Genomic DNA, 12,079 nt, shown 5'->3' on the forward strand with positions numbered 1-12,079 from the left:
GTCACACACGCTGTACGTTCGAACGCGTGAAGGTCCGGGTCGCCGTTGCCACGTTCGTCGCCGCCTGCCTGCTGCTCGCGGCCGGCTCGGCCCAGGCGCGCCCCGTCGGCGCGGGCACCGACGCGCGTCCGAACATCCTCGTCGTGATGACCGACGACATGGCCGCCACCGACCTCGCGCACATGCCCAACGTGCAGCGGCTGCTGGTCGACCAGGGCACGTCGTTCACCGGGGCGGTCGACTCCTTCCCGCTCTGCTGCCCCGCCCGGGCCACGTTCATCACCGGCCAGTACGCCCACAACCACGGCGTCGGCGGCAACTTCTATCCGTACGGCTGGTACGGGATGCAGGACCGCGGGAACATCCTCCCCGCGTGGCTGCAGAAGGCCGGCTACCGCACCGCGATGATCGGCAAGTGGCTCAACGGCTACGGCGCCAAGGACGGGCACGGCGAGGTGCCGGTCGGCTTCGACGACTGGCGCGGCCTGCTCGACGTGTCGGCCTACGACTACTTCAACTACGTGATGAACGACGACGGCACGCTGCGCACCTGGGGCGACGCGGACTTCGCCCGCAAGCTCGTCGAGTTCGCCAAGGTCGAGGTCGACGAGCTCGCCGACCCCGGCATCGGCGAGGTGCTGCGCCAGCTGACCGACGTGATGGGGCCGGCGCCGTACAGCTACTGGGGCGCCGCCAACCCCGACGACTACTCGCCCGACGTGACCGGCCACATCACCGAGCAGCTGGTCGACGCCCAGCGCGACGCGCAGGACCCGTTCTTCATCTGGTGGTCGCCCGCCGCGCCCCACCGCGAGGACGTCTCGACGACGCTGATGGGCCGCCCCGGCCCCGACCCCCGGCCGGCGCCCCGTTACGCCGACGCCGTGCAGAACCTGCTCCTCCCCCGGCCCCCGAACTTCAACGAGGCCGACCTGTCCGACAAGGCGTCGGAGCTGACCGAGGCGCTGCCGCTGCTGACCAACGCGCAGATCGCCCAGCTGCAGCTCGACTACCAGGGCCGCATCGGCGCCCTGCGCGCGGTCGACGACCACGTCGCCGCGCTCGTCGACACGCTCAAGCGCACCAACCAGCTCGACAACACGCTGATCGTCTTCGTCTCCGACAACGGCTGGCTGCAGGGCGAGCACCGCGTGCCCGGCGACAAGTTCCTGCCCTACGAGGCGTCCCTGCGCATCCCGTTCGTCCTGCGCGGACCCGGCATCCCCAAGGGCCGCACGATCTCCGGCCAGGTGGCCAACATCGACTTCGCCCCCACCCTGGTCGACGCGGCCAACGCGCGACCCGGCCGCACGATGGACGGCATCTCGCTCCTGCCGGTCGCGCGCACGCCGGCCCGGCGCCCCGACCGGGCCATCGAGATCGAGGCGCTGGACCGCCTGTTCGAGGGCGACTTCCCGATCATGTTCAACGGCTGGGATCGCCCGTACCGCGGCGTGCGCACCGACCGCTGGACCTACGTCGTGTGGACCGAGAGCGGCGACACGGAGCTGTACGACCGCAAGCGCGACCCCTACGAGCTGGACAACCTGGCCGGCACCCGCGCGACGGCGCAGGTCCAGGCGGGCCTGGCGGCCAAGCTGGCCGCGCTGAACCGGTGCCGGGGCGCCGCCTGCACGCGGGTCCGGCAGACCCTCACCGCCGCCACCGCCCGCGGCGGAGCCCGCCACGCGGTGCGCATCGCCGGGCGGACGAAGTCCGATCCGCCGGTCGACCTGGCCGGCACGATCACCGACCGCGGAGCGCTCACCGCCACGCCGTTCGGCCGGGGCACGATCGTGCTGACCGCTCACCTGGTCGACGGGCAGCTGGTCGCCCACGCGCGCCTGCGCTTCGCCAAGGGCTCGATCCTGGCCACCGCCACGCTGACCCCGACGGTCACCGGCAACGAGGTCGACTTCGTCGGCACCGGGCGCTTCACCAGCGGCACCGGCGCCTACCGCGACATCACCAGCGGCACACTGCGGGTCCGCGACCACAACACGCTCGACGGCCAGCACGGCACCATCACCGTCGAGGGCACCGCCCGCTACTGACGGGCGTCCAGGGCCCGCGCGACGTCGTCGATGCGGTCCTGCCCCCAGAACAGCTCGCCGCCGACGACGAACACCGGGACGCCCCAGTGGTCCAGCGCGGCCAGCGCCTGGGTGTCGGCATCCACGCGCGCCCGCAGCGCCGGGTCCGCCAGCGCCGCCCGACAGGCGTCCCACTCCAGGCCGGCGCGCTCGCACACCGACCGCAGCCCGCGATCGCCGGAGACGTCGACCGCCTCGGCCCAGATCGCCCGGCTGGCGGCCAGCACGAAGGCGCGCTCGGCTCCCACGTCGACCGCATGCTGGGCCACCAGCAGGCAGCGCAGCGCGCCGTCGCCGATCGGGTCGTGGATGCGCCCGAACGCCATGCCCAGGCGCACCGCCTCGCGCTTGACGTCGCGCAGCGTGTGCAGGCGCTTGGCCTGCGGCACCGCCTGGCCGCGCATGGCCATCGGGATCACGCCGCGGTAGACGACCTCGACGTCGTCGCGGTCGCCCAGCGCGAAGCCGCGCGGACCGGCCAGATACGAGTAGGGGCTCCGGAACGAGAAGAAGAAGTCGACGCGGGTCACGTCCACCCCAGCTCGTCCAGGCGCTCGGCGATCTGGGCCGGGCGGTCGTGGGCGAACCACCACTGGCGGCCGATCACCGCGGCCGGCGTGTCGTACGGACCGCGCTTGCGCATCCGCTGCTCAGCGGCGCGCACCGCACCCGGCGCGGCCATCGGCGCGCTCCCCATCGCCTCCCGCCACAGCGCCTCGAAGGCGGCGCGGTCGACCGGCGCGTCGTCGACGAACCACAGGCGCCGCAGCGCGGGCACCACGAACCGGCGCGGATCGACCGACGCGCCGGACACCCACTCGGCCAGGAACGCGGTCTCGTCGCCGTCCAGGGGCGCGGCGCGGGCCAGCTCCAGACCCAGTCGCGTGCGGGCCAGCCGGCGCGCGTCGACGATCGCGTAGCGCCGCTTGGCCGCCGTCGCCGGATCGCCCTCGGGACCGCGCCGCACCACGGGCGTGAGCACGAGGTCGACCGAGCGTCCGCCCAGCCGCGCGCTCAGCTCGAGCACGGCGATCGCGCTGCACGGGTCGTCGAACGCGAAGAACAGCTCGACGCGCTCACGCCGGCCCGCGGTGCGCCGCAGCTGGGCGCCGATCTGCGCGGGCGCGTCGACCTCAGACAGCGCGACGATCGTGCGCGGCAGCCAGCGCCGCGCGATGCGATCGCGCAGGGTCACCCGCCGGGCTCGGGCAGCGGACCGACGTCGACCTGGCACGTCGGTCCCGCACACGTGGCCAGGCGGGCGAGCGCCGTGGCCAGGATCGCCTTGATCTGCGCGTAGGCCGGATCGGCGTGGCGCGAGTCCAGCTCCCACGGATCGCGTTGCAGGTCGTAGAGCTCCTCCAGGCCGGTGTCGACCTCGAGGTCGTAGCGGTAGCGCGCCGTGCGGATCGACTTGTAGGCGGGCGCCAGCCGCGGGTTCTCGAAGCCCTCGAGCAGGACGCCGCGCCCGGCCAGCAGCGCCGGATCGCGGGCGACAGCCAGCAGCGAGCGGCCGTCCTGGGGCAGCACGGTCGTCGCGCCCGCGATCTGCGCGATCGTCGGCGCCAGGTCCGCGTTGACGGTGACGCCGTCGACCACCGTGCCCTGGGGGAAGTCCGGGCCGGCGGCCAGCAGCGGCACGCGCGACGCGCCCTCGTAGGGGAAGTACTTCACGCCCGAGGCCTGGCCGTCCTGCGTCTTGGTGTCGATCAGCCGGTGCTCGCCCAGCATCCAGCCGTTGTCGGAGGTGAACAGGATGTCGGTGTCGCGGTACACGCCGGCCCGCTTCAGCGCGCGCACGACGCCGGCGACCAGATCGTCGACGCCGCGCAGCGCGCCCATCCGGCCGCGGTAGTGCGCGGTCAACGAGGCGATCTGCTCGGCGGTCAGCCGCCCGAACACCGTGCCCAGCAGCGGCGGCTTGTCGGAGACGTCGGCCTCGTCGAAGTTCGGGTAGCGCGGCATCGGCGTGTGCGCGTACCGGGTGCGGTAGCGCGGCGGGGGCAGCGCCGGCGTGCCCTCCTTCTCGGCATCGGACTTGGCCGACACGGTGTGCGGCGCGTTGGGCGCGACGTTGAGGAAGAACGGCTGGCGGTGCTTGGCCGCGTCGGCGATCGCCTGGTCGGCCAGCCGCGCGTAGACGTCGGTGGAGTAGTGCCGGGCGTCGCGCGGATAGGTGACCAGATGACCGTTGTGGTTCAACGTCATCCCGTAGTAGTCGTAGGTCGACGGATCGACCCCGCCCAGGTAGTCCGTCCAGCCGCGCGGGATCTCGGTGTGGTCGCCGCGCTCGTCGGTCTGGTTGAGGTACTTGCCGATGTGGATCGTGCGGTAGCCCGCGCGCTGCAGCCACAGCGGCAGCACCTCGGCCTGGTCGAACTTGTAGTAGCCGCCGGTCGGGAAGAAGTTCCACAGCACGCCGTGGTTGTGGGCGTACTGGCCGGTGTAGTACGTCGCCCGCGACGGGCAGCACAGCGGGTAGCTGATGATGTTCTGCGCGAACGTCGTGCCCTGGGCGCCGATCAGCTTGCGGGTCTGCGGCATCGCCGACATCGACCGGAAGTCCTGGTCGTCGGTCATGATCACGACGATGTTGTGCCGCGGCGCGGCGGCCGCGTGCGCGCGGGCCACCGTGACCCAGCCGATCCCGACGAGCGCGACCAGGACCACCGCCAGCGTCCGGCGCGCGCTCACGGCAGGCGCCCCGCGAGGTCGGCCACGATCTGGGCCAGCTGGGGCCCCGCGTCCTCCTGGCTGAAGTGCGCGGCGTTCTCGATGGCCACGTGCGGCTGGCCGGCGGTGCCGGGGATGCGGGCGATCAGCTGGCGGTCGGCGCCCCGGGTGATCGGGTCCAGCGCGCCCCACGCGCACACGAACGGCTTGTCGAACGCCGCCAGCACGGTCCACGCCGCGCGGTTGGCCGGGGCCGCGGGATCGTCGGGCCTGCCGGGCACGAGCATCGGGAACTGGCGGGCACCGGCCTTGTAGGTCTCGTCGGGGAACGGCGCGTCGTAGGCGGCGATCTCGGCGTCGCTCAGCGGGCGCGCGGTCCCGCCGTTGACGATCTGACCGACCGGGAACTCGGGGACGGTCTGCGAGAAGTCGCGCCACTGGCCGAAGCCCTCGCCCAGGTCGGCGTCGCCCGTGGGCAGGAACGTGTTGGAGGCCACGACGCCGGCGAAGCGGTCGGGGTGCTCGGCCACCAGCCGCAGCCCGAGCAGCCCGCCCCAGTCCTGGCAGAACAGCAGCACGTCGCGCAGGTCGAGGCGGTCGACGACCAGCTCGGTCAGCCAGGCCACGTGGCGCTCGTACGTGTAGTCGGAGCGCTCGGTCGGCTTGTCGGAGCGGCCGAAGCCGATCAGGTCGGGCGCGACCACCCGCAGCCCGGCCCCGACCAGCGGCCCGATCATCGAGCGGTACAGGTAGGACCAGGACGGCTCGCCGTGCAGCAGCAGGACGGGCCGCCCGGCGCCCTCGTCGACGTAGGCCATCCGCAGCCCCTCCCCGACCTCGGCGTAGTGCGGCGCGTACGGCCAATCGGGCAGGTCGGTGAAACGCTCGTCCGGCGTGCGCAGGCTCTCCATCCTGCTGACGCTACGTCAGGTGTGACACGGTGTCAATCACACACCGTCATCATCGCCTACATCTCGATCTCCGAGCGGTCGCCCGACCACAGCGTGTGGAAGGTGCCGTCCTTGTCGACGCGCCGGTAGGTGTGCGCGCCGAAGAAGTCGCGCTGGCCCTGGATCAGCGCCGCGGGCAGGCGCTCGGAGGCCAGCGAGTCGTAGTAGGCCAGCGCCGAGGCGAAGCCCGGGACCGGGATGCCCGACAGCGCGGCGGTCGAGACGACCCGGCGCCAGGCCGCCTCGCCCTCGCGCACGGCGTCGGCGAAGTACGGGTCCTCGAGCAGCGTGGCCAGGTCCGGGTTGGAGTCGTAGGCGTCGACGATGCGGTTGAGGAAGCGGGCGCGGATGATGCAGCCGCCGCGCCAGATCTTGGCGATGTTGCCCAGGTGGATGTTCCAGTCGTACTCCTTGGCCCCGGCGATGATCGCGTCGAAGCCCTGGGCGTAGGCCACCACCTTGGACGCGTACAGCGCGGCGCGCACGTCGTCCTCGAAGTTGTCGCCGGCCGCCGCGACGTCGGGGCGTGACTCGATCGTGGCCTGGACCGCGGCGCGCTGCTCGGGCTTGCTGGACACCGCGCGCGCGAAGACCGCCTCGCCGATGCCGCTGACCGGGATCCCCAGGCCGACGGCGTTCTGCACGGTCCACACGCCGGTGCCCTTGGAGCCGGCCTGGTCGACGATCAGATCGACGAGTGGCTGGCCGGTCTCGGCGTCCTTCTGGCGCAGCACCTCGGCGGTGATCTCGATCAGGTAGGACTCGAGATCGCCCTCGTTCCAGGCGGCGAAGACGTCGGCGGTCGCGTCGACGTCGTGGCCGGCGACGCGGCGCAGCAGGTCGTAGGACTCCGCGATCAGCTGCATGTCGGCGTACTCGATGCCGTTGTGGATCATCTTCACGAAGTGCCCGGCGCCGTCGGTGCCGACGTGCGTCACGCACGGCTCGTCCTCGGCGATGGCGGCGATCGACGAGAGGATCGGGCCGAGCGTCTCGTAGGCCTCGGCCGAGCCGCCGGGCATGATCGACGGGCCCTTCAGCGCGCCCTCCTCGCCGCCCGAGATGCCGGCGCCGACGAAGTTCAGGTTGCGCTCGCGCAGGTCCTTCTCGCGGCGGATGGTGTCGTGGAAGTTTGCATTGCCGCCGTCGACGATGATGTCGCCCTCCTCGAACAGCCCGGCCAGCTGCTCGATCACCGCGTCGGTGCCCGCCCCGGCCTGGACCATGATGATCGCGGTGCGCGGCTTGGACAGCGAGTCGACGAAGTCCTCGATGCTCTCGCTGGCCACGAACCCGGCCTCCGGGTGCTCGTCGACGAGCGTGCGCGTGCGCTCGGGAGAGCGGTTGTAGACGGCGACCGTGTTGCCCTCGCGGCTGGCCAGGTTGCGGGCCAGGTTGGAGCCCATGACGGCCAGGCCGACCACGCCGATGTTCGCTGTTGCGGTGCTCGCGCTCATGTCCTGCACCCTACGACGTGCCCAATGCACTAGAAAGGGATCCGATGGAACGCCTGCTGCGGGCCACGATGGCCACCCTCCTCGCCGTGCTGCTGCTCGCCGGGCCCGCCCAGGCGGCGCGCTCCGACACCCCGGTGCGGGTGACCGCGCCGGCCCGCGCCGGCGGCGCGACCCTGGCCCCCGGGGCGACCGTCTCGGTGGCGCTGACGCTGGTCAACCGCGGCGACCGCGCGGCCCGGCGGGCCACCGCCGTCTTCGCACTGGCCCGCGGCGCCTCCAGCGACTTCACGGGCACGCGGATCGGCAGTGCCGACCCGGCGACGCTCGGCCCCGGCCAGCGCCGCCGCCTGACCACGCGCCTGACCATCCCGGCCGACGCCGACGGCGCGTACCGGCTGCTGGCCTGCGCGTCGTCCAGCGGCGCCCGCGCGGTGTGCACGACGCTGCCCGGCGCGATCCGGGTCACGCGCACGCCGGCCACGCCCACGGAGCTCCCGACCGCGCCGCCGGCCATGCCGCCGGCCACCGCCCCGCCGGTCCCCCCGGCCGCGGCGCCCGCCACCCCGACGCTGCCGCCGATCGCGGCCTACCTGCGCGCGGCGATCACGCCCGCGGCGCTCTACGGCCACGCCGCCGACCTGCAGGCGATCGCCGACGCCAACGGCGGCAACCGCGCCGCGGAGACGCCGGGCTACGACGCGTCGGTCACCTACGTCGTCGGCCAGCTGCGCGCCGCGGGCTACGACCCGCAGGTCCAGCCCTACGACTACCGGCTCTATCAGCTGCTGGCCCTGCCGGTCCTCGCCGTCACCGCCCCGGGCTTCGCCGACTACGACTACATCACCGACTTCCTCACGCTGACGTTCTCGGGCTCGGGGGACGTGGACGCGCCGGTCGAGCCGATCGACGTGTCGCTGGCCGATCCCGACGCCGGCACCAGCGCCTGCGAGACGTCGGACTTCGCCGGCTTCACGCCCGGGGACATCGCCCTGATCCAGCGCGGCGGGTGCACGTTCGACGTGAAGATCGCCAACGCCCAGGCGGCGGGCGCCGCCGCGATCGTGCTGTTCAACCGGGGTGGCAGCGCGACGGGACCGTCGTTCGGCTCGATCAGCACGCCCGCCGACGTCCCGGTCCTGACCACGACGTTCGCGATCGGCTCCGACCTGGCCACGACGCCCGGCACCGAGCTGTACGTGTCCGTCGACGCGGCCATCACGACCAAGCACTCGGTCAACGTGATCGCCGACACGCCCGCCGGGCGCACCGACCGCACCGTCGTCGTGGGCGGGCACCTCGACTCGGTCCCCGCCGGCCCGGGCATCGACGACAACGGCTCCGGCGTCTCCTACCTGATCGAGCTGGCCACACAGCTGCGGCGGCTGGGGATCGTGCCGACCAACCGCGTGCGTTTCGCGTTCTTCGGCTCCGAGGAGGACGGGCTGAACGGCTCCAAGGCCTACGTGGCCAGCCTCAACACCCAGCAGCGGCGAGACATCCGCGCGTACCTCAACTTCGACATGCTCGCCTCGCCCAACTACGCGCGCTTCGTCTACGACGGCAGCACCGGGCCGGCGGGCTCGCTGGCCATCCAGCAGGCCTTCCAGGCCGCGCTGGCCTCCCGCGGGTTGGCCTCCGAGCTGATCGTCGCCGACGGCCGGGCCGACCACGGCTCGTTCCAGGCGGCGGGCATCGCGGCGGGCGGGCTGTTCTCCGGCGCCGAGTCGATCAAGACGCCCGAACAGGCCGCGCTGTTCGGTGGAACGGCGGGGATCGCGTTCGACGCGAACTACCACCGTTCCACCGACACCATCGACCAGCTCAACCTGACGGGCTTCAAGGAGCTGGCCGACGCGGCCACCGACGTGACGCTCGACTACGCGCTGGCTCCCTAGGAACTAGCTCCCCAGTCCCCAGCCGACGACGCCGACGTTCTTCAGCTGCCAGTTGTAGCGGCGCGGCGGCGAGGTGCGGTACTTCGTGCGTCCCGCCGCCGCGGTCTCCGCGCCGTCCCGCGTGAAGTAGCTGATGAAGGCCTCGTTGGTCTTCAGCAACCGCTTCGTGGCCGTCACGAACGCCGCCTTCTGGGCCGGGTCGGTGGCGAAGAACGCGCCCAGCGACACGGGCACGGCGACGTCGATCGCGTGCTCGAGGCCGTTGAACGGGTTGTCTCCGTCAGCGTCGTGCTTGGTCCCGTAGCTGGCACCGATGTAGTACGGGTACAGGTCGCCGACGGCCATCGGATCCTGCTGGCCGGGACGGATCTCGTCGGTCCCGCGGTCCAGCTCGCACTGGGCCAGGTCGACCAGCGCCGGCCCGACCTGCGCGTTTCCGGTGGCGAAGTACGCCCGCTCGAAGGCCTGCGCGAGCAGCGCCGACATCCACGGCGAGAACGTGTTGGCCTCGCCCTCGGGCGCGTAGTTGAAGCACCCGTTGGGCGCGTTGCCGTTGACCGTGCTCGTCTGCTTGGCCCGCATCGCCGCGATCGCGTCCTGGACGACGCCGAGCTCGTGCGCGCTGCCTGTCAGCTCGTAGTCGACGACGTGCGCCAGCAGGGCGAACGCGCGGTGGCGCTCGGTGTCGGGCCCGTTCTGCGTCAGGCCGACGTGCATCTCCTGCCCCCACGACACGTAGCCGATCTTCTGCAGCACGGTCGGATCGCCGGTCAGCAGGTACTCCGACAGCAGGTTCTCCGAGTAGGAGTACTTCAGGTCGGGATACGGGGCCGCCGGATCGGTGTTCTTCAGCTTGAAGCTGCCCACGCAGTACGGGTAGAACGTCGTCGCGCAGTCCTGCGGGCCGTAGATCTGCTGCTGGTACTGGTCCACCGCCCGGTTGCCCTCGCGCAGCATGTCGACGTTGCCGGTGCGCAGGTAGCCGTTGTAGAACGTCTGCGCCCGGTCGTAGAGCCACGGCTCCGAGTCGGTGAAGTAGTCGACGATGTCCTCTGGGTTGGTCACCGGCCAGCTCTGCTTGGGCTGGTTGATGGTCGAGTAGAAGAAGTCGTCGCTGGCCTGATCGGTCTTGGCCAGAGACGGCTGCTGCCCCGCCACCGCGGTCATCGGCACCATCGACGTGCAGGCCAGGTAGTTGTGGTCGATGGCCGCCAGCACCGCCGGCTCGCGCACGGTCAGACCGCTGTGGTTGACGGCCGGCGCGTAGGTGCCGTCGTTGACCACGCGATAGGTGTCGCGCACGGGCACCGCGCTGGCCAGGTTCTGGCTGCGGGCCCGGTTGATCGACACGGTGACCGTCCTGGGCGCCGTGTCGGCGAACGCCATGTCGAACTGCACCAGCACGCTGCGGATGCCCGGGTTGCCGGTCGCCTGCAGGCCGTTGCACAGGAGCCGCTGGTCGGGCATGTGCGTCCAGGCGCCGAGGCTGCGCACGTAGGCGGGCAGCTCGTGGCCGTCAGCGTCGGTGACCTTGACCTGCGCGGTGTCGACGAGCGTGCCCGGGGCCAGCGGCAGACCGAACGACACCCGCCGCGAGGCGCCGACCGCGTCGGCCGCCGGATGCAACGTGACCGAGATGTCCCGGGCCGCCGCGTTGGCGGGCGCGCCCGCGCCGGACAGGTCGTCGGCCAGGTTCATCTGGGCGGTCATCGAGCGCCAGTTCGTCGGGCGCATGGCGAAGCCGAGCTGCTCGAGGTCGCCGCTGGTCGGGCCGCCGCCACCGCCGTCGCCGGGATCGCCGCCGCCGTCACCCGGATCGCCGCCGCCGTCGCCCGGATCGGGCGCGGGCTGCTGGACGACGTACAGGTGCACGTCGTCGAGCGTGGCCGCGACCGAGCCGCTGTCGTCGAGCTTGAGCTGGGTGAAGACGCGGGCCAGCTGCTGGTCCTGGGTGTCCAGCGACAGCAGCACCGGGACGACGTGCGACGGGTCGACCGGGTAGGTCGCGCAGGCGCTGCGCGGGTCGGAGTCGGTCTGCAGGTAGGCGATCGTGCACACCTGCAGGCGCCGGCCGACCGGGGTCGAGCTGTCGACGCGGACCTTGGCCGCGGTGGTGACCGAGTGGGCCACCGGGCCCGCCGCGTACGGGTAGTCGTGCCCGCTGGCCACGCGACCGTAGGACTGGATCGTCGTGCGCAGGCTGCTGGTGCCGGCGATCGGATCGGTGGTGCTGCGCGCGACGGTGCCGTCGCTGGCCGAGACCGCGCCGAAGCCCGCCAGCGAGCCCTCGACGCCGTTGTCGGCGATCAGGTCGACGAGCTCGAAGCCGTCGGGCACCGGCACCGGCGTCGCGGGCGTGGCCGGCGGCGAGAGCAGGTAGAGCTTGGCCTGGTCGATCATCGCCGTGACCGAGCCGCCGTTGGCGTTGCTCGTCGACAGGCGGAAGGTGACGTCGCGCAGCGGCGTGTCGCCGGCCGGCGTGGTGACCGAGGTCTCGACCACGGCGGTGCCGTCGGTCAGCGGGACCTGCTGGCAGGACTGGCGCGGCGCGCCGCTGGTCGGCGTGGCGATCGCGCACACGACGAGCTTGTTGGTGGCCGGCGTGGCCTTCTCGACGCGGATGCGCGCCTCGACGCCGACGGTGTCGGGCGCCTCGTGCAGGGCCGGCGGGATGTCGGCGGTGGCCAGGACCTTGCCGCCGTCGTTGATCCGGGCGCGCAGGCTGCGGTCGCCCACGATCGCGCCGACGCGCTGGCGCGACAGGACGCCGACGGTGTTGGTCCCGAGCTCGAAGCCGGCGAAGCCCGCCTCGAAGCCAGGGTCGTCGATCAGATCGGTGCGCACGTGGTCGCCGTCGGCGGCCTGTGCGGTCACGGCGCCAACGCCGGTCGCGGCCAGCACAGCAGCGACGAGGGTCAGGAAGAACGCCCGGCGCAGCAGGCGGAAGAGGGGCATGGTGATTCCTTTCGAGTGCGTGCAGGCCAACGGCGGCCCGCCTGCGTATGTCTCTC

8 protein-coding genes are annotated in these 12,079 nt (G+C 72.4%); 2 read left to right on the top strand and 6 right to left on the bottom strand.

The window, feature by feature from the left end:
- The first annotated feature begins 26 nt into the window (after positions 1–26).
- Positions 27–2,054, top strand: coding sequence for a sulfatase family protein (locus ACZ5UI_RS11095; protein ID WP_464197217.1), 2,028 nt, complete (start codon positions 27–29; stop codon positions 2,052–2,054).
- On the opposite strand, the gene ACZ5UI_RS11100 is transcribed toward ACZ5UI_RS11095, so the two are convergent.
- Genes ACZ5UI_RS11100 through gndA form a run of 5 tightly spaced genes read right to left on the bottom strand, consistent with a single transcriptional unit; the run spans position 2,048 to position 7,173 of the window.
- Positions 2,048–2,629 carry a DsbA family protein gene (locus tag ACZ5UI_RS11100; RefSeq protein ID WP_464197219.1) on the bottom strand — a complete coding sequence of 194 codons (582 nt, stop codon included), beginning with the start codon at positions 2,627–2,629 and terminating at the stop codon, positions 2,048–2,050. The genes ACZ5UI_RS11095 and ACZ5UI_RS11100 overlap by 7 nt on opposite strands.
- The gene (locus ACZ5UI_RS11105; protein ID WP_464197221.1) at positions 2,620–3,288 is read right to left on the bottom strand and encodes a thioredoxin domain-containing protein; all 669 of its coding nucleotides are present in this window, start codon (positions 3,286–3,288) and stop codon (positions 2,620–2,622) included. The genes ACZ5UI_RS11100 and ACZ5UI_RS11105 overlap by 10 nt, the downstream gene beginning before the upstream one ends.
- On the bottom strand, positions 3,285–4,787 hold the full coding sequence (locus ACZ5UI_RS11110; RefSeq protein ID WP_464197223.1) for a sulfatase family protein: 1,503 nt from the start codon (positions 4,785–4,787) through the stop codon (positions 3,285–3,287). The genes ACZ5UI_RS11105 and ACZ5UI_RS11110 overlap by 4 nt, the downstream gene beginning before the upstream one ends.
- Complete coding sequence (locus ACZ5UI_RS11115; protein WP_464197225.1) at positions 4,784–5,677, bottom strand: haloalkane dehalogenase; 894 nt, start codon at positions 5,675–5,677, stop codon at positions 4,784–4,786. Before ACZ5UI_RS11115 ends, ACZ5UI_RS11110 begins: the two co-directional genes overlap by 4 nt.
- A 56-nt stretch (positions 5,678–5,733) precedes the next feature.
- Positions 5,734–7,173, bottom strand: a complete 1,440-nt coding sequence (gene gndA / locus ACZ5UI_RS11120; protein WP_464197227.1) for an NADP-dependent phosphogluconate dehydrogenase — start codon at positions 7,171–7,173, stop codon at positions 5,734–5,736.
- A gap of 44 nt (positions 7,174–7,217) precedes the next feature.
- On the opposite strand from gndA, the gene ACZ5UI_RS11125 reads away from it, so the two are divergent.
- Entirely contained in the window at positions 7,218–9,068 is a 1,851-nt protein-coding gene (locus ACZ5UI_RS11125; protein WP_464197229.1) for a M20/M25/M40 family metallo-hydrolase, read from the top strand.
- A 3-nt stretch (positions 9,069–9,071) separates the two neighbouring features.
- On the opposite strand, the gene ACZ5UI_RS11130 is transcribed toward ACZ5UI_RS11125, so the two are convergent.
- A complete protein-coding gene (locus tag ACZ5UI_RS11130) occupies positions 9,072–12,023 on the bottom strand; it encodes a DUF5585 domain-containing protein (RefSeq protein WP_464197231.1) in 2,952 nt (983 codons plus the stop codon).
- Positions 12,024–12,079 lie beyond the last annotated feature (56 nt).

The sequence above is a fragment of the Conexibacter sp. JCM 18997 genome, from assembly GCF_055391915.1.

Bases quoted from the DNA above. Each gene is read 5' to 3' on its own strand.
- ACZ5UI_RS11115 (WP_464197225.1), bottom strand. From the start codon at position 5,677: ATGGAGAGCCTGCGCACGCCGGACGAGCGTTTCACCGACCTGCCCGAT.
- gndA (WP_464197227.1), bottom strand. From the start codon at position 7,173: ATGAGCGCGAGCACCGCAACAGCGAACATCGGCGTGGTCGGCCTGGCC.
- ACZ5UI_RS11125 (WP_464197229.1), top strand. From the start codon at position 7,218: ATGGAACGCCTGCTGCGGGCCACGATGGCCACCCTCCTCGCCGTGCTG.
- ACZ5UI_RS11130 (WP_464197231.1), bottom strand. From the start codon at position 12,023: ATGCCCCTCTTCCGCCTGCTGCGCCGGGCGTTCTTCCTGACCCTCGTC.